Source organism: Mycobacterium sp. ACS4331, assembly GCF_001667265.1.
In the GTDB taxonomy this organism is placed as follows: domain Bacteria; phylum Actinomycetota; class Actinomycetes; order Mycobacteriales; family Mycobacteriaceae; genus Mycobacterium.
Window position 1 is genome coordinate 14,164 of sequence record NZ_LZHW01000031.1, and the last position, 19,611, is coordinate 33,774.

Here is a 19,611-nt window from a genome sequence, read left to right on the forward strand (position 1 = left end):
ATTCGCGGTGGAGAACTCAGACTTCTGCCGGAACGATGTTGACGGTCTTGCGGCCACGCTTCTGGCCGAACTCGACCGCGCCGGCCGACAGCGCGAACAGGGTGTCGTCGCCGCCACGACCGACGTTGACGCCGGGGTGGAAGTGAGTGCCGCGCTGGCGGACGATGATCTCGCCGGCCTTGACGACCTGTCCGCCGAAGCGCTTGACGCCGAGCCGCTGGGCGGCTGAGTCGCGACCGTTGCGTGAGCTGGAAGCGCCCTTCTTATGTGCCATGTCGTTCGCTCCGTCGTTACTTGATGCCGGTGACCTTGAGCACCGTCAACTGCTGACGGTGGCCCTGCCGCTTGTGATAGCCGGTCTTGTTCTTGAACTTGTGGATGCGGATCTTGGGACCCTTGGTGTGCTCGAGCACCTCGCCGGTGACGGCGACCTTGGCCAGATCCTTGGCGTCGGTGGTGACCTTCGCACCATCGACGACGAGCGCGACGGGCAGCTCAACCTTGGCGCCGGGCTCGACGTCGAGCTTCTCGACCTTGACCACGTCACCCGCGGCGACCTTGTACTGCTTGCCGCCGGTCTTGACGATTGCGTATGTCGCCATCGTTTTGCCTGTCCTCGTCTCGTCGTGCTTCTGGTGGGCGCGCGCCACCCGAAGGCTGCGAACGCGGGTCTGTGGTGGCGGAGCTGCGGCTCACACCGCGGAAGTCCGCCGCTGCGGGCGCAGGGCCTGCAGACAACTGCTCAAGGTTACGTGACCAGCGGGTAGAGGGTCAAACCGCCTGTCAGCGCGGGGGGCCCGCGGCCCGGACCGCGGCCCTTCTGCGGCGTGGACGTGCCACGACCACGGGTTCCTCGACCCCGGAATCGTCGACGGTGTCCTCGTCGTCGGCGGCGTCATCCTCGTCGTCGACGTCCTCGTCGTCACCGTCGGTGTCGTCCTCGTCACCATCGTCGTCGTCATCGTCGGTGTCGTCGTCATCGTCGGTGTCGTCCTCGTCACCGTCGGTGTCGTCCTCATCACCGTCGTCGTCGTCGGTGTCGTCGTCGACGAAGTCCACCTCGTCGATGTCGTCCTCGGATTCCTCGTCGTCATCGTCGAGGTCGAGTTCATCGACGGCGTCCTCGTCCGAGTCCTCGTCTTCGACGTCGGCGTCCTCGTCGGCCTCATCGGCGTCGTCGGACTCGTCGAAGTCATCCGGCTCCTCGAAACCGGCGTCCTCGACACGCTCCTCGCCGACGGACTCGTGCACGGAATCCTCGTCGAGGTTGCGCAGGTCGCCCTCGTCGGTCTCCACCGTGTCGTTCTCGTCGTCGTCGTGCTTGCCGTTGGCCGCAGCCATCGCCTTGAACATCGGGTGATCACCAGCGGCGTGCGCGGGGATCTTCGCGACCGGCTGCGGCTCTTCGACCTTGGCCTTCTTGCCGCGCTTACCGCGCCGTCCGCCGCCGCTGCCGCCTCCGGACTCCGACTTGCGCGCCGAGGGCGCAGCGGAGTCCACCGGGTCGGCATGCAGCACGATGCCTCGTCCGGCACAGTGCGTGCAGGTGGTGGAGAACGCTTCGATCAGGCCGGTGCCCAGGCGCTTCCGGGTCAGCTGCACCAGGCCCAGGGAGGTCACCTCCGACACCTGATGCCGGGTGCGGTCGCGGCCCAGCGCCTCGGTGAGGCGGCGCAGCACCAGATCCCGGTTGGACTCCAGCACCATGTCGATGAAGTCGATGACCACGATTCCGCCGATGTCGCGCAACCGCAGCTGCCGAACGATCTCCTCGGCCGCCTCGAGGTTGTTCTTGGTGACGGTCTGCTCGAGGTTTCCGCCTGCGCCCGTGAACTTTCCGGTGTTGACGTCGACGACGGTCATCGCCTCGGTCCGGTCGATCACCAGCGTGCCGCCCGAGGGCAGCCACACCTTGCGGTCCATCGCCTTGGCCAGCTGCTCATCGATGCGGTGCACCGCGAACACGTCGGGGCCGGACTCGTTCTCGTACTTGGTGAGCTTCGGAAGAAGCTCGGGCGCAACAGAGTTCACGTAGTCGTTGATCGTGTTCCAGGCATCATCGCCCGAGACGATCAGATTGGAGAAGTCCTCGTTGAACAGATCGCGGATGACCTTGACCAGGACATCGGGCTCCTCGTAGAGGGCGACCGCCGCACCGGCGGCCTTCTTCTTGGTCTCGACGGCCGTGGCCTCGATCTGCGTCCAGCGCTCCTGCAGGCGGGTGACGTCGGACCGGATGTCCTCTTCCTTCACGCCCTCCGACGCGGTGCGGATGATCACGCCGGCATCCGATGGGACGACCTCGCGCAGGATCTCCTTGAGCCGCTGTCGCTCGGTGTCGGGGAGCTTGCGGCTGATGCCGGTCGACGAGGCACCCGGCACGTAGACCAGGTAGCGGCCCGCCAGTGACACCTGGGTGGTGAGGCGAGCACCCTTGTGCCCCACCGGATCCTTGCTCACCTGCACGACGACGTAGTCGCCCGGCTTGAGGGCCTGCTCGATCTTGCGGTTGCTGCCGCCCAGGCCGGCGGCCTCCCAGTTGACCTCACCCGCGTAGAGCACGCCGTTGCGACCGCGGCCGATGTCGACGAAGGCCGCCTCCATCGACGGCAGCACGTTCTGCACGATGCCCAGGTAGATGTTGCCGACCAGCGAGGCCGAAGCGGCCGAAGTCACAAAGTGCTCCACCACGACGCCGTCCTCGAGGACCGCGATCTGGGTGTAGCGAGCGCCTTCGTGCGGGGGTTCGGTGCGGACCTTGTCACGCACGATCATGGTGCGCTCGACGGCTTCACGGCGGGCCAGGAACTCGGCCTCGCTCAGGATCGGCGGACGGCGACGGCCCGCGTCCCGGCCGTCCCGGCGGCGCTGCCGCTTGGCCTCCAGGCGCGTCGATCCACTGATGCCCTGGATCTCGTCGTTGTCGTTGCGACTCTTCTCGCGGGGCGCGCGCTCGTGGACGACCGTGTTGGGCGGATCGTCCGGCGATGCGGCCTCACCGTCGTCGCTGGAGCCGGACTTGCGGCGCCTGCGGCGACGGCGGCGACGGGTGGTCCCATCGGAACCGCCGGCCTCGTCATCACCCTGCTCGTCGGAGTCCTCGGACTCCGCGGCGTCGGAGTCAGAGTCGGAGTCGGAGTCCGTTTCGGCGGACTCGGGCGAGGCGTCGGAGTCGTCGTCGTCACCGTCGGAATCGGAGGCGCTGTCTCCGCCACGCCCGCGGCCGCGGCCGCGGCGACCCCGGCGGCGGCGCCGGTTGGCCGGCCGCTCCGAATCGTCGCTGTCGTCGGCTTCCGCCGAATCCTCACCCTCATCGGCGCCCGACTCATCGGCGACGGGCTCGTCGTGGTCGGCCTCCTGCTCGTCGGCGACGGGCTTCGGCCGGGCCTCGACGGGCTGGGGTGCGACGAACAACGGAAGGTAGTCGGCGGCCGAAGCCTCGGACTCGGCCTGGCCGGCCGGCGTCTCGAGCAGCAGCCTGGATTCCGGCTCCTCGGGAGCCGAGAAGGGCGAGAAGGGGTTGAGCAGCGTGGCGTGGTCACCGTCGCCGGACTCAGGGGTGTCGGTGGCGCCCGATTCGGCCGCGACCACCTCAACCTCGGCGGGGGCAGGCGCCTCGACGGGTGCGGGGGCCTCAGCGGGTGCCGGGGCCTCAGCGGGTTCAGGTGTTGCGGCGCCGGCCTCGGCGTCGTTGGCGGCGAGCACGTCGCGGACCCGTACCGCATCGACTCGGTCGACGCTCGAATGCGCGCTGCGGGAGCGGCCGTCCAGCTCGATCAGCGCATCGAGGACCCGCCGACTGGTGGTGCCGAGCACCCGAGCCAGGGAATGAACCCTCAGGCGATCGGGCAGTTCAGGCTGCTCAGTGCCTGAGGCCTGGCCCTCCACCGCAGCTTCTGCGGTGTCGTTGTCGGTGCGGTCAGTGTTTTGGGCATCGTCGTCCACGTAGTCTCCTTAGCCCCCGGGCGCGTCTTTGTGACGCGGCCGCGCGAGGGCCTCCGCTATGTACCCGGTGGATGGCCGGGCTTGTATGGTCTCGCCCCGAGAGGCTCGCGGACATCCTGTTCGGAGTCAGCGACCCTGTTCGGTGCCTGGTTGGAATGATGGCTGGGACGGTCGGCGCCACACCGCTGGTAGCGATGGTCGCGCTCGTCGAAGTCTTCATCCGAGTGTCAGCCGCCGGTGTGACGACGTACACCCGACAGTCAGTATCCCATACGGGATCGCGTGGTCCGACCAGGTGGAGATTTTGCCGGTGCGCCGCGGATCAGCGACCGGGGAACCAGAGCGCGATCTCGCGCTCTGCGGACTCGGTCGAGTCCGAGCCGTGCACCAGGTTGAACTGGGTTTCGAGGCCGAAGTCGCCCCGGATCGTGCCCGGCACGGCCTTCTCGACCGGATCGGTGCCACCGGCCAACTGCCGGAAGGCGGCGACCGCGCGCGGCCCTTCGAGGATGGCGGCCACGACGGGGCCCGAGGTGATGAACTCCAGCAGCGAGTCGAAGAACGGCTTGCCGTCGTGCTCGGCGTAGTGTGCCCGGGCCAGGGCGTCGTCGACGTTCTTCAGCTCAAGGGCCGCGATAGACAGCCCCTTGCGCTCGATGCGGGCGATGATCTCCCCCACCAGCTGTCGCTGCACACCGTCGGGCTTGATCAGGGCAAGAGTCCGCTCAGTCACGGCGGACAGCGTACCCGGCCCGGTTGACCAAACGTCAACTGCCAGGTCAGGACCGGTTCTGGGCAAGAATCGCGCCGCCGAGCCACCGGTTCAGGAACGCCCGCAGATCGTCACGGGAACGGGACGCAGGGTTGGGCGCCACGAAGAAGGACAGCATGGTCCGCAGCGTGAACTCCACCAGGTCGGTCAGCGCCGCGTCGTCGTAACCGTAGTGCGCCCAGTCGACGTCGAAGCGGTTGATCATCCGCATGCCGATCTCCCGCGCCTCGTCCGAGGCGATCGCCCCAGAGTGGGTGCTGACGTAGGGCTCGGACAGCAGGATTCCGAGGTGGGGGGTGCGCGCCACCTCGTCGAGCGAATACAACACCCCCTCGGTCATCGCCTCCGCGGGATCCTTGATGCCGCGGACGGCCTCGGCGAGACGGTCGAGGAAGTCGTCGACCGAGGCGATCGCGGCGGCCCGCATGAGCGCATCGGCCGTCGGGTAGTAGCGGTACACGGTCTGACGGATGACACCGAGCGACGCCGCGACGTCGGAGATGCTGATCGCGGTCCCGGTCTGCGCGAGGAGTCCCACGGCGGCCTCGACGATGCGCCGTGACGCCTCGTCGTCGTCGGCCGGCGGACTGCCGTTCCATCCTCGCCTACGAGCCACTGGTCGACCCACCCTCTGACGGCATTTCTGCAGGATAGCGAGGAGGCCGAGGCCCCCGCCGTCGCCGCGCGCACCTCTCCCATCGCCGAGCCCGCAACCACGTACGCATCTGCCGGGGAGATCCGTACGCAGGTGCACGCTCGCGGGCCGGAATCGGCATGCCGCGGCTTGACGTGGCACGCGCCACCATACAATCATACATCGATCGTCATCTTTGTATGATTACCAAGCGAGGTGCTCCCCCGATGACCGACCTGATCGTCCGCAAGATGCGGTTCGCATTCGCCGAATCCCCCGTGCCGTTCCTGTGGAACGAGGCCAACCCAGCGTTCGCGAGCATGGCCAATGCGGTGTCCTTCCTGGCCGTCGCCTTCGAGAAGATGATCGGCGCGATGATCACCGAGGCCATGCCGCTGATCACCGACCCTGAGGTCGCCGCCGAGGCCGACGCCTTCACGCGGCAGGAGGGCCAGCACTCGATGGCCCACCGTCAGCACGTCAAGGCGCTCATCAAGAGCTATCCGGGCCTCAAGGAGACCCTCGGTGCGGTGATCGCCGCCTACGACGACCTCACCGAAAACACCCCGCTGAAGTACCGGCTGGCCTACACGGCCGACCTGGAGGCCACCTTCACCCCGGTCTTCAAGCTGATGCTCGACCACGACGACACCCTGTTCGCCCCGGGTGACGACCGCGTGGCCTCACTGTTCCTGTGGCACTTCGTCGAAGAGGTCGAGCACCGCAGTTCGGCACTGATCATCTACGACGCGGTGGTCGATGACCCGTGGTACCGGATGCGGGTGGCGCCGTCGGTCTTCAAGCACGTGTGGGCCGCGCTCAAGGTCGCCTGCGAGGGCTTCAACGAGCATGTCCCCCTCGCGGAACGCCAGATCGACGCGATGTCGATGTTCGGCATGCAGGCCCGGAAAAAGTCTCTGCTGCAGAAGCTTCCGTTCACCAAGGCGCCCTATGACGGCCCCTGCGAGAACGCCTTCCGGCACCTGCCGGTACGCGAGATGCTGACGGCGATGTCCGGCGTGGTGCGCAGTCAGATCCCGGGCCACGATCCCGCGCACGAAAAGCTCCCCGCGTTGGCCCAGGAGTGGTTCGATCGGTACGACCAGGGGTACGAAGTGACGCGGTGGTACACCGCGGGGAACAAGGTGGACGCCGTGACAAAGGACAGCACCCATGTCTGATCTGTGCACACCGACCTTCGCCGATCTCGCTGCCCGGCTCGGCTTCTCGTGTGAGGAGGTCGGCGGGCTGGTCAACCTCCGCAACCCGTTCGGCCTGGAGAACTGGACTCTGCTGGTGCTCGAGGTGCTGATCGTCACCGGCGCGGTGCTGGCCCTGGTGTATGCGATCAACCGTCAGCGCAGGCACGGCGATCCCACCAACCTGGTGCTGTGGTTCGGCGCCATCGCCTACCTGCTGATCATCGAACCGCCGCTGTACTTCCCGTCGGCCTTCGGCATCAGCGACTACGTCGACACGATGTTCGCCCACAACGTGTTCACGGTCGAATTCCTCTGGGACCGACTGCCGCTGTACATCATCGCGATCTACCCGATCATGGCGACGATCTCCTTCGAAATCGTGCGCAGGCTTGGGGTTTTCGCCCGCTACGGGTCGTTCATCGGGGCGCTGTGCGTCGGGTTCGTGCACCACGCGTTCTACGAGATCTTCGACCACCTCGGGCCACAACTGCGGTGGTGGGAGTGGACCCTGGACCACCCGCTGAACCAGCCCTTCTTCGATTCGGTGCCGCTGCCCAGCGTCGTGGTGTTCGCGGCCCTGTGGCCCACGTCGCTGGCGTTCTGCGTGCAGTTCTTCGTCGGCCGCCACGTCGATGCCGGCAGGTCCTTCACCGGCGGTCAGGTGGTGCTGCGCACGATCGTGGTGGGTGTGCTCGCCGCGATCGGCACGTTCATCCTGCCGCTTCCGGCGACCGTGACGGGCAGCCTCACCGGCGACACCACGATCGGAGGTGTCGTGTACGCACTGGAACTGGTTGTGCTCAGCGCCATCTCAGCCGTAGTGCTCATCGCACAGTGGCGGCGCCTGCGCGGCGGGGCGGGCAGCACGCACCCCGCCCCCACGCTGATCCTCGGGTATGCCGCGGTCTACCTCGGTGTGATGGCCCTGTTGTGGGCGACGGCGATGCCCGCGTACTTCGGCGCGGTGGACGGGATGACGGCGAACGGCGACCCGACCGGAAGCCTCTGGTACACCGTCGCGTGCTTTGTCGTCGCGATCGCGAGCCTCGTGGCCGCGGCGACCGTGCCGACCCGGCAGAGCGCCGCCGCGGACACGCCGGAGACGGCCACCGCCGCGGGGTAGCGCGTCAGTCGCGTGGCTGCTGCTGTCCCGGCAGCAGCCCGCGGCGCTGCCTGCGCAGGACTTCCGCACGCAGGTAGACGATCATCAGCCACACCACGGCGAAGATGATCCCGATGATCCCGATGCCGGGATAGATGGCCCAGCCCGCGATCAGCGCCACCTGCACACCGACGTTGGCCCAGATCGCCCACGGCCGGCCCTGGACACCGCTCATCAGCACCAGAAGCACGGCGAACCCGATCAGGTACGCCGTCGAGAGTCCGGTCAGTCCGCCGCCGACCGATCCGACCACCGGCAGCGCGAGCAGGACGACGATCGCCTCGAGGATGAGCGTGCCCGCCATCACGCCGCGGAAGCTCTTCCAGGGATCCGACGGTGCCGGTGTCTGCTCGCTCATTGGGGGTCCTTGCCGAACAGGGTTCGCGCCGCACCCGCGGTGACGACCGAACCGGTGATCACTATGCCCGTCCCCGACAGGCCCTCGCCGGCCCCGGCGTCCTCCACCACCGCGGTCGCGGTCTCGATGGCGTCGGCCAGGGTCGGCGCCACGATCACGCGTTCCTGGCCGAACCGCTCCTCGGCCCGCAGCGCCAGCTCCTCGACGGCCATCGCACGCGGAGAACCGTTGTGCGTCACCACGATCTGATCGAAGGCGGGTTCCAGCGCGGCGAGGAGTCCGTCCACGTCCTTGTCCGCCATCACCGAGACCACACCGACCAGGAAGCTGAAGTCGAACTCGGCCGCAAGCGCAGCGGCCAGGGCGGTGGCACCGGCCGGGTTGTGCGCGGCGTCGATGAAGACCGTCGGGGCGCTGCGCATCCGCTCCAGGCGGCCCGGACTGGCCACCGACGCGAAACCGGCGCGCACGGTGTCGATGTCGAGTTGGCGTGCCGCGCCGGCGCCGAAGAACGCCTCCACCGCGGCCAGCGCCAGCGCCGCGTTGTGCGCCTGATGCTCGCCGTGCAGGGGAAGGAAGATGTCGGAGTACACCCCGCCCAGGCCCTGGATCTCGAGAAGCTGTCCGCCGACGGCGGTCTGTCGGGTCAGCACCGCGAACTCCGAACCCGCGCGCGCCACGGCCGCATCGGCCTCGACGGTGCGCGCCAGCAGCACCTCCATGACCTCAGGCGCCTGCTCTCCGATGATCGCCACGGTGCTCAGGTCGAGTTCGGCGGCCACCGGGTCCCCGGCGTGCTTCTTGATGATGCCGGCCTTCTCGGCCGCGATCGTGGCCAGGTCCTCGCCGAGGAACTCGGTGTGGTCCATCCCGATCGGCGTGATGACGGCGACGGGTGCATCGACGACGTTGGTGGCATCCCACCGCCCGCCGAGACCGACTTCGATGACGCCGACGTCCACGGGTGCGTCGGCGAAGGCCGCGAATGCCATCGCCGTGACGACCTCGAACTTGCTCATCGCGGGCCCGCCCGCCGCCTGCGACTGCTGATCGACCAGATGCACGAAGGGTTCGATCTCGCGGTAGGTCTCGACGTACCGCGCGGGACTGATCGGCTTCCCGTCGATCGAGATGCGCTCGGTGGCCGACTGCAGATGCGGGCTCGTGGTGCGGCCCGTGCGCCTGCTGAACGCGGTCAGGAGGGCGTCGACCATCCGAGCCACCGACGTCTTTCCGTTCGTCCCGGCGATGTGGATGCTCGGATAGCTCAACTGCGGTGAGCCGAGCATCTCCATCAGGGCGGTGATACGCGCGGTCGACGGCTCGATCTTGGTCTCCGGCCAGCGCTGGTCGAGCAGATGCTCGACCTGCAGCAGAGCCGCCACCTCGTCGGGCGTGGGCTCGTCGGCGAGGGTGGGCTCGTCGGCCGGGACGTCGTCGTCGTCGAGGCTCACTGCAGAGCGCCCAGCCTCGCGGTGATGCGCTCCACTTCTTCGCCGGCCAACTGCTGCCGGTCCCGGATCTTTGCGACGACGGCCTCGGGCGCCTTGGCCAGGAACGCCTCGTTCCCGAGTTTGGCTGTGGTCCCTGCCAATTCCTTCTGCGCGGCGGCCAGATCCTTCTCCAGCCGGCGACGCTCGGCGGCCACGTCGACGGTGCCGGAGGTGTCGACCTCGACCAGGACCGTGCCCTGCGACAACCGCACCTCGATCGACGCGCTGGCCGCGAAGCCCTCGTCGGCGTCGGTGAGCCAGGACAGCGCGGTGACGGCGGGCACCTGTTGGGTCAGGTCCGCCTCGGCGATGCCGGACAGTCGCGCCGGAACCCGCTGCCGGTCGGCCAGGCCCTGATCACTGCGGAAGCGGCGCACCTCGGTGACCAACTTCTGCATGTCGGCGATGCGCCTTTCCGCCACCGCGTCGAGTGCGATGCCGGACGGCGTCGGCCAGGTCGCGATCACCAGCGACTCAGCCCCTGCCTCGCCCTCGGTCAGGGCCTTCCACAGCACCTCGGTGACGAACGGCATGACCGGGTGCAGGAGTTTGAGCAGGTTGTCCAGGACAACGGCCAACACCGCGGTGGTACCCGAAACGCCCTGGGCGAGCTGAACTTTGGCCAACTCGACATACCAGTCACAGAATTCGTCCCACGCGAAGTGGTACAGCGACTCACACGCCCGGCTGAACTCGTAGGCGTCGAAGGCCGCGTCGACCTCGGCGCGCACCTGCTCCAGACGGCCCAGAATCCAGCGGTCGGCGTCGGTCAGCGCCGTCGCGTCCGGCAGGTCGGCCGGCGCCGCGCCGTTCATCAGTGCGAAGCGCGTGGCGTTGAACACCTTGGTCGCGAAGTTGCGCGAGGCCCGGGCGTGGTCCTCACCGATCGACAGGTCTCCGCCGGGACTGGCACCGCGGGCCAGGGTGAACCGCAGCGCGTCGGCGCCGAACGCCTCGACCCAGTCCAGCGGGTCGATGCCGTTGCCCTTCGACTTGCTCATCTTGCGGCCGAACTCGTCACGAATCAGGCCGTGCAGGAACACATTCTGGAACGGCACCTGAGCCGGCCGGGTTCCGCCGAGGGTGATGGTGTCGTCGCCGCCGACGAAGGTGCCGAACATCATCATGCGCGCCACCCAGAAGAACAGGATGTCGTATCCCGTCACCAGAACACTGGTCGGATAGAACTTCTCGAGTTCGGGGGTGCGGTCGGGCCAGCCCATCGTGGAGAACGGCCACAGCGCCGACGAGAACCACGTGTCGAGCACATCGGGATCCTGTTCCCAGCCCTCCGGCGGCGTCTCATCGGGCCCGACGCACACCTTCTCGCCGTCGGGACCGTGCCAGATCGGGATGCGGTGCCCCCACCACAGCTGGCGCGAGATGCACCAGTCGTGCATGTCGTCCACCCAGCCGAACCACCGCGGCTCGAGGCTGGGCGGATGAATCACGGTGTCGCCGTTGCGGACCGCGTCACCGGCGGCCTTCGCCAGGGAGTCGACCTTGACCCACCACTGCAGCGAGAGGCGCGGTTCGATGGGCTCACCGCTGCGCTCGGAGTGCCCGACGCTGTGCAGATAGGGCCGCTTCTCGGCGACGATGCGGCCCTGGGCGGCCAACGCCTCGCGGACCGCGACCCGCGCCTCGAACCGGTCCATGCCGTCGAATTGGGTTCCGGTGTCGGCGATCCGGCCCTTGGTGTCCATCATCGTCGGCATCGGAAGGTTGTGCCGCAGACCGATCTCGAAGTCGTTGGGGTCGTGCGCCGGGGTGACCTTGACGGCACCGGTGCCGAACTCGGGGTCGACGTGCTCGTCGGCGACGACCACGATCTCGCGGTCCTGGAAGGGATGCGGCAGCGTGGTGCCGACCAGCGCGCGGTACCGCTCGTCGTCGGGATGCACCGCGATCGCGGTGTCACCCAGCATCGTCTCGATACGGGTGGTCGCCACCACCAGGTGCGGCTCGTCGTCGGACATCGAGCCGTACCGGAAGGACACCAGCTCACCCTCGACGTCCTCATACTTCACCTCGAGATCGCTGATCGCGGTCTCCAGCACCGGCGACCAGTTGACGAGCCGTTCGGCCTGGTAGATCAGGCCGGCGTCGTAGAGGCGTTTGAAGATCGTGCGGACGGCGCGGGACAGGCCCTCGTCCATGGTGAACCGGTCACGGCTCCAGTCGACGCCGTCGCCGAGGCGGCGCATCTGCCCGCCGATGGTCCCACCGGACTCGCGCTTCCAATCCCAGACCTTCTCCACGAACAGTTCGCGACCGAAGTCCTCTTTGGTCTTGCCGTCGGCGGCCAGCTGCTTCTCGACGACCGACTGGGTGGCGATGCCGGCGTGGTCCATGCCGGGCAGCCAGAGCACCTCGAAGCCCTGCATCCGCTTGCGTCGGGTCAGCGCGTCCATCAGCGTGTGGTCGAGCGCATGCCCCATGTGCAGGCTGCCGGTGACGTTGGGCGGCGGGAGCACGATCGAGTAGGCCGGCTTGTCGCTGGTCGGATCGGCGGTGAAGTAGCCGGCGTCGACCCACCCCTGATACAGCTCGGTCTCTACCGCGCTCGGATCCCACGACTTGGGCAGGGACTCGGCGCGCGTATTGGGGGTGGCGGTCACCCGTTGATTCTATTGAGGCCGCCAAACCGACGCGAAGGCCCCCGACCTCGGGTGAAGTCGGGGGCCCCGCGGAATGCGATGTTGCTCAGGTCTCAGCGCTTGCCGCCCAGCAGCCCGCCGAGGATCTCCCCGATCGGGTTGCTGTTGCCGCCGCCACCGCCGAGCACGCTGCCGAGGATGCTGCCCAGCGCATTGTTGCCGCCGCCACCGCCGGTGGCACCACCGAGGATGCTGCCGAGGATGTCGCCGATCCCGCCACCGCCGGACTGCGCAGCCTGCTCCTGCGCGGGGGCGTTGTTCTTCGAGAACTGCTGACCGATGTAGGCCAGCACGATCGGCGCCAGGATCGGCAGCAGCTTCTGCACCAGACCACTGCCTCCGGGGGCCTGACCGGCCAGGGCGGACGCCACCGCGGTGCTGTCGTTGCCGCCGAAGATGTTGGCGACGATCTTGTCGCCGTCGTTCTCGTCGACGTCGTCGACCGTCACACCGCCGTCGAGCAGGCTGGCGTGCTGCTCGGCCGAGGATGCGATCTTGCCCGCGAGCTGGTCGTCAGTCTGGGCGTTGACCTGCAGGCCGCCGACCAGGGCCGGAACCAACTGTTGGATTGCCGCGCTGACCTCACCCTGGTCCGCACCGAGTTTGCTAGCGATGTCCTGAACCGGGATCTGCGCAATCAGATCGTCCAGACCTGCCATGGCTGTTCACCTTCTTTGCTGCGTTGTTTGAAAACCTCGCGGAGAACACTAGTCCACCCCGAAGGCGTTCAGTGCGGTTTGCCGCGCACTGATTTCAGCCCAGGCGCTCGGTTCGCAGATCCACCCCGGCCGCGGGCAACCGGGTCAGCAGGGCGTCGCCGATGGCCACCGCGGGCGTGAGCACACCCGTGAGCGGGGACAACGCGTCGCGGTCGAGTGCCAGCGCCAGCGCGCTCTCCCCGAGGAGCACCGAAGTCGCCTTGTAGCCGAAGTCACCCCTCTGCGCGAAGGTGGCCCGGTAGCGGGTCCCGGATTCGGTCGTGGTGTACGTCTCGACGGTGTAGTGCCCGCGTTCTCGCGCGGCTTCGCTGGGGCCCTCGCCGGGCTTGGGCACCACGCGGTCGATCAGGGTGCGTGGCAGGTGCTTGAAGTATCGGCTGCCCAGGCCCATCGTGAGTGCGCTGACACCGGTGACCGCTGCCGCGAACACCGGTGCGGCCACCGACCGACCGACGGATATCTGCTCGCCGTAGGCGAATCGCCGCCCGTACGCGTAATCGAGCAGTGCGTTGCTGCGCCGCACGATTCGGCTGTTCGGCATGGCCATCGCGAAGGCGCCGGTCCAGTGGCCGGCCAACTCAGGGGCTATCTCGGCACCCCGCCGCCACCGCACGTCGTTCTGTCCGCCGAGTTCGGGTTCGGCCGCGCGGTCGGGACTCAACGTGTACGGGTCCTCGAGGGCACGGCGCAGTTCGGGGTCGTTCGACGCGGCGGTCAGCACGTCCAGCATCGAGGCCGTGGTGCCGCCGGAGACGCCACCGGAGATGGCGCGCAACACCATGTTGGTGTCCAGCAGGTGGCCCGCACCGTCGTCCTGCGCCCGCCGGTACAGCGCATACACCGCCAGATCGGACGGGATGGAATCGAATCCGCAGGAGTGCACGATCCGGGCCCCGGTGTCGGCAGCCTGCTGGTGGTACAGGTCGATGCTCTCGCGGATGAAGTTGGTCTCCCCCGTCAGGTCGGCGTAGTCGGTGCCGGCCGCGGCACACGCGGCGACCAGGGGCAGTCCGTACTTGGCATACGGGCCGACCGTCGTCACCACCACCCGCGTGCGGGCGGCCAGGTCGTTGAGCGTCGACGGGGACGCGGCGTCGGCGGTGAGGATGGGCCAGTCCTGGGCCGCCTCACCCAGGGAGTCGCGTACGGCCAGCACTTTCTCGGGTGAGCGACCCGCGAGGGCGATCCGCACGCCCTCGCTGGTCCTGGCGAGGTAGTCGGCGGTCAACCTGCCGACGAAACCCGTCGCGCCGTACAGGACGATGTCGAATTCACGCTGCGTCGCGGCCACGCCCCGAACCTACCCACATTCCCGCCCCTCGCCGAGACCCCGCCCGGCCACGGCGAGGCCACACGACAGCCTCGGTGCGGAAACCCGATCAGGCCAGGGCGACCTGCTCGCCGTCGGCGAGCTGTCCCGACGAGGTGTCCTTGAGCTCCACACCGGACCGACCGAGCGCCCGTGCCCCGGCGAGCAGCGAGGCGATGGTCTGCGCCGCGCGGCGGTGGCTCAGTCCGTCGGGCGGATGGATATTGGATACGCAGTTGCGTTCGGAGTCAGCCATTCCCGGTTTGGGCCGATAGGTCAGGTAGGCGCCGAGGCTGTCGGCCACCGACAAGCCCGGGCGTTCACCGATCAGCACGACCACGGCCGAGGCACCGACGCGCGCGGCGATGTGATCGCCGAGCGCCACGCGGGCCTGCACCGCCACGACGGGCGGCGCCACCGTCATCGCGGGCGGAAGTTCCGCGAGGATCGCGCGCACGGTCGGCACCGCGTGGTCGGCCACCGCGCGCGCCGACAACCCGTCGGCCACGACGATCACCAGCTCGGCGTTGCTCCTCGGCAGCACCGACAGATCGGCCGGAAGCCGCCCGAGGTCCGGCCTGCGCAGGTAGCTGGGTCGGTCGGGGGCGCGGCTGTGCACAGCCGCGGCCGCACCGAGCCCGAGTTCGGACAGTTCACTGATCAACGTCGCGACGTCGATGGCGGAGTGCACGGCGTCGCGCGCGGCGGCATGGGCCGCACCGAGGTCCAGTCTGGCCGCGGTGTCCAACGCGTCGCCGGCGCGGCCCAGGCCGATCCGGGACCGCGTGTGCGCTCGTAGCCGATCCCACAGCGCGTGCTCGGCGTCGCGCGTCATGCCGTCGCCGCCAGTGCGCGCAGCGCCGACGCGCTCGCCGCGAGCGGCCGCACCAGTCCGTCGGCGCCGATCATGTCCTGGGCCGCCAGCCACGTCTCGAACTCGGGGGCGGGCCGCAGCCCGAGCGTGCGGCGGGCATAGAGGACGTCGTGGAAGGACAGACTCTGGTATCCGAGCATGACGTCGTCGGCGCCCGGCACGGCGATGACGAAGGCTGTGCCCGCCGCGGCCAGCATGGTCAGCAGGACGTCCATATCGTCGCCGTCGGCTTCGGCGTGGTTGGTGTAACAGACATCGACGCCCATCGGCAGCCCCAGCAGCCGCCCGCAGAAGTTGTCCTCCAACCCGGCCCGGATGATCTGCTTGCCGTCATAGAGATACTCCGGGCCGATGAAGCCCACGACGGTGTTGACCAACAGCGGTTCCACCGCACGGGCCACCGCGTAGGCGCGGGCCTCCAGCGTCTGCTGGTCGACCGGCATCCCGTCCACGCCCAGATGTGCGTTGGCGCTCAACGCCGACCCCTGACCCGTCTCGAGGTACATGACGTTGTCCCCGACGGTGCCACGGTGCAGGGAGCGTCCGGCCTCCATACCCTCACGCAGCAGCGCCAGATTCACTCCGAAACCCCGGTTGGCGGCCTCGGTTCCAGCCACCGACTGGAACACCAGATCGACTGGGGCACCGGCGGAGACCAGATCGATTGTGGTGGTGACGTGGGTCAGCACGCAGGACTGTGTGGGGATCTCGTAGCGGGACCGGATGTCGTCGAGCAGGTGCAGCAGATCGCTGACCGCACGTGGTGAATCTGAGGCCGGGTTGATCCCGATCACCGCGTCCCCGCTGCCCATCAGCAGGCCGTCCAGGGTGGCCGCCGCGACTCCGCGCGGGCTGTCCGTCGGGTGGTTGGGCTGCAGCCGGCTCGCGAGCCGGCCGGGCAGACCGATGGTCGACCGGAATCCCGTTGTCACCCGGGGAAGTCGAGAGACCGCCACCAGATCCTGGTTGCCCATCAACTTGCTCACGGCCGCGACCATCTCCGGGGTCAGACCGGGCGCCAACGCCGTGACGACCTCGGGCCCGTCGGGTTCAATGACCTGACGCAGCAACCAGTTTCGGAACTCCCCCACCGTCATCCCGGCCACCGGCGCGAAGGCCGCCCGGTCGTGGGAGTCGACGATCAGCCGGGTGACCTCGTCGCTCTCATAGGGAACGACCGCCTCCCGAAGGAACTCTGAGAGCTCCACGTCGGCGAGCACCATGCGGGCCGCGGCGCGCTCGGCGTCGGATGCGGCCGCGCAGCCCGCCAACTGATCGCCTGACCGGGCCGGGGACGCCTTGGCCAGCAGATCGACCAGTCCAGTGAAGGAGTAACCGCGGCCGGCGAGCGTAGTTCTGCGTAACGTCACTCGCCCATCGTGGCCAGTGCCGATCGTCGCTGTCGTGAACCACGGTAAACACCAGGAAAATTCCGCGTCATCCGGCGTGCGATCTGAGCTTCGACGGACTTCACCGCAACTTAACACACAGTGATCCAGGTGAAACGTGCCCAACGCTACTTTCAACCTCGTAAACCGTCAGTGCTCGGCGAACACCGAGAAGAAACCATCTAAGGCGGAGGTCTGTCTTGCCCCCTGAAGTCGAGGACGCCATCACACAGATGGCGACCGTCAACAACGAATTTTTCTACTGGATGTCCATCGCTCTGATGATGCTCATCCACGCGGGCTTCCTCGCGTACGAGATGGGAGCGTCGCGATCGAAGAACGTGCTGGCGACCGCGATGAAGAACCTCCTCGCATTCGCCACGATCGTGGTGTCGTTCTACTTCGTCGGGTGGTTCCTCTACAACGCGATGCCCAGCGGCTTCATCGAATTCAACGATGCGGCCAAGGCTGCGCTGCCGTGGAGCGACAACATGGGGCCCAACGTCGAGGATTCGGCGAGCGGCATCTTCTGGGGCGCCTTCGCGCTGTTCGCCGCGACGACGGGCTCGATCATGTCGGGCGCGGTCCTGGAACGCATTCGCACGAGCGGGTTCCTGGTGCTGACGGTCCTGGTCGGTTCGGTGGTCTGGATCATCGGTGCGGCATGGGGTTGGCACGGCGCGGGTTGGATGCTGACGCAGTTGGGCTTCCACGATGTGGGCGCCGCTGGGTGCGTGCACATGATCGCGGGCTTCGCCACACTGGGTGTGCTGATCAACCTCGGTCCGCGCATCGGCCGGTTCCTGCCGGACGGCACCCCGGTGACGATTCGACCGCACAACCTGCCCCTGACCATGCTGGGTCTGATGCTGATCTTCACTGGCTTCTTCGGATTCCTGATGGGCTGTGTCATCTACGGCGCGGGCGGTTACTCCACCATCTACGCCAGCCCAACCACGTTGAGTGCGTTCGCATTCAACACCCTGATGGGCTTGGGTGGCGGCATCATCGGCGCCTACCTGACCTCGAAGGGCGAACCGTTCTGGACCATCTCCGGCGGCCTGTGCGGTGTCATCGGTGTGGCCTCCGGCATGGATCTGTACCACCCGGCACTGGCCTTCGTCATCGCATTCACCGCGGGCGCCATCGCCCCGTTCATCGGTCGACTGCTCGAGAAGTTCAAGATCGACGACGTGGTGGGCGCGGTCTCCGTGCACGGCGGCGTCGGCCTCTACTCGGTGCTGGTGGCCGGCGTGTTCCTGCACGGCTACCCCAACACCGACGGCAACCCGTCAGTCTCGTTCTGGGGTCAGGCAATTGGCGCCCTGGTCTTCGCGGCGCTGGGCTTCATCCCGGCATACCTCGTGTCGCTGGGCCTGAAGAAGGCCAACCTGCTGCGCATTCCGAAGGAGGTGGAGGAGCAGGGGCTGGATCTGTCCGAGGTTCCTGCCACGCCGTACCCCGAAGGTGTCCCGGTCACGGTCATGAAGACCAACGGTCATGTGCTGGTCAAGGCCGGCGAGGAGGTGAAGTAGATGTTCAGTCCCATCGACTCGTACGACGATGCGACCGTGGTGTTCACGTTCGGTGGATACTCGGTGGGCGTCTGGGTGTCGTTCATTCTGGCGGTGCTGCTGTTCGTCGGGTTCTTCGCGCGGATGATCCAGCACGAGAACCGGGCGTATCAGGCGATCATCGATCACGCACCGGTTGAGGCCGGTCCCGTGGCCGAAGGCGAGCCGACCGTCTACTGAGTGCACGAACAGGAGGCCGGAGCCCCCCGCGACCGCCGCGTCGACCGTGGCCAGATCCCCGTAGGCCACGGTCGCGACGGCGGCACCGGTGGCCGGTGAGCGCACCTCGATGGACTCGGTGGCGTCACGCCACGCGCCGTCGATGTACATCCGGTAGTGCGGGAGTTCGTTCATGCTGGCTGCTCTCGTCTCTGTCGTCGGGTGGGGAGGGCCGTGCCGGCTCAGAACTTGATCAGACCGCGCAGGTTGCGCCCGGCGTGCATGTCCTCGTAGCCCTCGTTGATCTCCTCGAGCGTGTACTCGCGGGTGACCAACTCGTCGAGCTTGATTCGGCCGGCCTGGTACATCTCAAGCATCCGTGGGATGTCCAGGCGCGGGTTCGACGAACCGAAAAGGCAACCGCGAACCTGCTTCTCATAAAGCGTCAGGTCGAACAGCGACATGTCGACCTGCATGTCGGTGGGATGCGGAATCGCGGTCATGACCACGCGCCCCCGCTTGCCCACCAGGCTCAGGCCCTGCGCCACGTAGGCGCCCTCGGCACTCGAAGTGGTGACGACGCAGACGTCGGCCATGGTGCCGCGGGTCAGGTCGGTGATCAGTGCCTGCGCCTCCTCGACGGTGGCGGCGGCGTGCGTCGCACCGAATTCGAAGGAGCGCTCGCGCTTGTAGGCCACCGGATCCAAGGCGATGACGTTGCGGGCACCGGCGAGCTTGGCGCCCTGGACGGCGTTGATGCCGAGTCCACCGACGCCCATGACCACGACGGTGTCCCCGTCGCGGGCCTCGCCGGTGCGCACCGCGGCGCCGTATCCGGTGGTGACGCCGCAGCCCACCAGCGCGGCCTTGTCCAGCGGAATGTCCCTGTCCACCTTGACCACCGAGGAGATCGGCACGACGGTGTACTCCGAGAACGTGCCCAGCACGCACATCTGGCCGATGTCCTGCCCGCGTCCATGGAAACGGTGGGTGCCGTCGAGTTGCGGTCCGGCGACGATCGCGGCGCCGTACACGCACAGATTGCTGCGTCCGCGCGCACATTCGGTGCATCGGCCACAGGCCGGGATGAAGCTCAGCACGACGTGGTCGCCGACCTCGACCTCGGTCACCCCGGGACCCACTTCGGCGACCACACCGGCACCCTCGTGCCCGCCCACGACGGGGAGGTTCATCGGCATGTCACCGGTGACCAGGTGGTCATCGGAATGGCACAAGCCTGAGGCGGTCAGCTTGACCAGGACCTCCTGCGCGCGGGGCGCGTCGAGTTCGAGTTCGGTGACCTCCCATTTCTGGTGCAGACCCCACAGGACGGCAGCTTTGGTCTTCATGGAATGTGGCTCC

At 67.9% G+C, this 19,611-nt stretch carries 17 protein-coding genes; 4 read left to right on the top strand and 13 right to left on the bottom strand.

Annotated features, from left to right (window positions below; genetic code table 11):
- Positions 1-16: 16 nt before the first annotated feature.
- From rpmA to A5727_RS08215, 5 genes are all read right to left on the bottom strand, one after another.
- The gene (rpmA, locus tag A5727_RS08195; RefSeq protein ID WP_068247422.1) at positions 17-274 is read right to left on the bottom strand and encodes a 50S ribosomal protein L27; all 258 of its coding nucleotides are present in this window, start codon (positions 272-274) and stop codon (positions 17-19) included.
- A 16-nt stretch (positions 275-290) separates the two neighbouring features.
- Complete coding sequence (gene rplU, locus A5727_RS08200) at positions 291-602, bottom strand: 50S ribosomal protein L21 (RefSeq protein WP_068247425.1); 312 nt, start codon at positions 600-602, stop codon at positions 291-293.
- A gap of 181 nt (positions 603-783) precedes the next feature.
- Entirely contained in the window at positions 784-3,945 is a 3,162-nt protein-coding gene (gene rne, locus A5727_RS08205; RefSeq protein ID WP_082949671.1) for a ribonuclease E, read from the bottom strand.
- A 322-nt stretch (positions 3,946-4,267) separates the two neighbouring features.
- Entirely contained in the window at positions 4,268-4,678 is a 411-nt protein-coding gene (gene ndk, locus A5727_RS08210) for a nucleoside-diphosphate kinase (RefSeq protein ID WP_068247430.1), read from the bottom strand.
- 46 nt (positions 4,679-4,724) lie between these two features.
- A complete protein-coding gene (locus tag A5727_RS08215) occupies positions 4,725-5,333 on the bottom strand; it encodes a TetR/AcrR family transcriptional regulator (protein ID WP_068247433.1) in 609 nt (202 codons plus the stop codon).
- Positions 5,334-5,578: 245 nt separating this feature from the next.
- Between A5727_RS08215 and A5727_RS08220 the strand changes: the two genes are divergently transcribed.
- Positions 5,579-6,532, top strand: a complete 954-nt coding sequence (locus tag A5727_RS08220; protein WP_068247436.1) for a metal-dependent hydrolase — start codon at positions 5,579-5,581, stop codon at positions 6,530-6,532.
- A complete protein-coding gene (locus A5727_RS08225; RefSeq protein WP_068247439.1) occupies positions 6,525-7,676 on the top strand; it encodes a DUF7802 domain-containing protein in 1,152 nt (383 codons plus the stop codon). The genes A5727_RS08220 and A5727_RS08225 overlap by 8 nt, the downstream gene beginning before the upstream one ends.
- 4 nt (positions 7,677-7,680) lie before the next feature.
- Here A5727_RS08225 and A5727_RS08230 read toward each other — a convergent pair whose 3' ends face one another.
- The 7 genes from A5727_RS08230 to A5727_RS08260 form a co-directional block, all read right to left on the bottom strand.
- Positions 7,681-8,073 carry a DUF4233 domain-containing protein gene (locus tag A5727_RS08230; protein ID WP_068247450.1) on the bottom strand — a complete coding sequence of 131 codons (393 nt, stop codon included), beginning with the start codon at positions 8,071-8,073 and terminating at the stop codon, positions 7,681-7,683.
- Positions 8,070-9,527 (bottom strand): bifunctional tetrahydrofolate synthase/dihydrofolate synthase, encoded by a 1,458-nt coding sequence (gene folC, locus A5727_RS08235; protein ID WP_068247454.1) that lies wholly within the window; start codon positions 9,525-9,527, stop codon positions 8,070-8,072. Before folC ends, A5727_RS08230 begins: the two co-directional genes overlap by 4 nt.
- Complete coding sequence (locus tag A5727_RS08240; protein ID WP_068247456.1) at positions 9,524-12,187, bottom strand: valine--tRNA ligase; 2,664 nt, start codon at positions 12,185-12,187, stop codon at positions 9,524-9,526. Before A5727_RS08240 ends, folC begins: the two co-directional genes overlap by 4 nt.
- A 92-nt stretch (positions 12,188-12,279) precedes the next feature.
- The gene (locus A5727_RS08245) at positions 12,280-12,885 is read right to left on the bottom strand and encodes a DUF937 domain-containing protein (RefSeq protein WP_068247458.1); all 606 of its coding nucleotides are present in this window, start codon (positions 12,883-12,885) and stop codon (positions 12,280-12,282) included.
- A gap of 94 nt (positions 12,886-12,979) precedes the next feature.
- Positions 12,980-14,236 (bottom strand): saccharopine dehydrogenase family protein, encoded by a 1,257-nt coding sequence (locus tag A5727_RS08250; protein ID WP_068247460.1) that lies wholly within the window; start codon positions 14,234-14,236, stop codon positions 12,980-12,982.
- Positions 14,237-14,324: 88 nt separating this feature from the next.
- On the bottom strand, positions 14,325-15,089 hold the full coding sequence (gene eutC / locus A5727_RS08255) for an ethanolamine ammonia-lyase subunit EutC (RefSeq protein ID WP_068247462.1): 765 nt from the start codon (positions 15,087-15,089) through the stop codon (positions 14,325-14,327).
- Positions 15,086-16,498 (bottom strand): ethanolamine ammonia-lyase subunit EutB, encoded by a 1,413-nt coding sequence (locus tag A5727_RS08260; protein WP_068247464.1) that lies wholly within the window; start codon positions 16,496-16,498, stop codon positions 15,086-15,088. The genes eutC and A5727_RS08260 overlap by 4 nt, the downstream gene beginning before the upstream one ends.
- A 218-nt stretch (positions 16,499-16,716) precedes the next feature.
- On the opposite strand from A5727_RS08260, the gene A5727_RS08265 reads away from it, so the two are divergent.
- Positions 16,717-18,051, top strand: coding sequence for an ammonium transporter (locus A5727_RS08265; protein WP_068247467.1), 1,335 nt, complete (start codon positions 16,717-16,719; stop codon positions 18,049-18,051).
- Complete coding sequence (locus A5727_RS08270; protein ID WP_068247470.1) at positions 18,052-18,270, top strand: hypothetical protein; 219 nt, start codon at positions 18,052-18,054, stop codon at positions 18,268-18,270.
- Positions 18,271-18,491: 221 nt separating this feature from the next.
- On the opposite strand, the gene A5727_RS08275 is transcribed toward A5727_RS08270, so the two are convergent.
- The gene (locus A5727_RS08275; protein ID WP_068247473.1) at positions 18,492-19,598 is read right to left on the bottom strand and encodes an NDMA-dependent alcohol dehydrogenase; all 1,107 of its coding nucleotides are present in this window, start codon (positions 19,596-19,598) and stop codon (positions 18,492-18,494) included.
- Positions 19,599-19,611 lie beyond the last annotated feature (13 nt).

Coding starts and splice junctions, on each gene's coding strand:
- rpmA (WP_068247422.1), bottom strand. CDS start 274: ATGGCACATAAGAAGGGCGCTTCCAGCTCACGCAACGGTCGCGACTCA.
- rplU (WP_068247425.1), bottom strand. CDS start 602: ATGGCGACATACGCAATCGTCAAGACCGGCGGCAAGCAGTACAAGGTC.
- A5727_RS08220 (WP_068247436.1), top strand. CDS start 5,579: ATGACCGACCTGATCGTCCGCAAGATGCGGTTCGCATTCGCCGAATCC.
- A5727_RS08225 (WP_068247439.1), top strand. CDS start 6,525: ATGTCTGATCTGTGCACACCGACCTTCGCCGATCTCGCTGCCCGGCTC.
- A5727_RS08230 (WP_068247450.1), bottom strand. CDS start 8,073: ATGAGCGAGCAGACACCGGCACCGTCGGATCCCTGGAAGAGCTTCCGC.
- A5727_RS08245 (WP_068247458.1), bottom strand. CDS start 12,885: ATGGCAGGTCTGGACGATCTGATTGCGCAGATCCCGGTTCAGGACATC.
- eutC (WP_068247462.1), bottom strand. CDS start 15,089: ATGACGCGCGACGCCGAGCACGCGCTGTGGGATCGGCTACGAGCGCAC.
- A5727_RS08270 (WP_068247470.1), top strand. CDS start 18,052: ATGTTCAGTCCCATCGACTCGTACGACGATGCGACCGTGGTGTTCACG.
- A5727_RS08275 (WP_068247473.1), bottom strand. CDS start 19,598: ATGAAGACCAAAGCTGCCGTCCTGTGGGGTCTGCACCAGAAATGGGAG.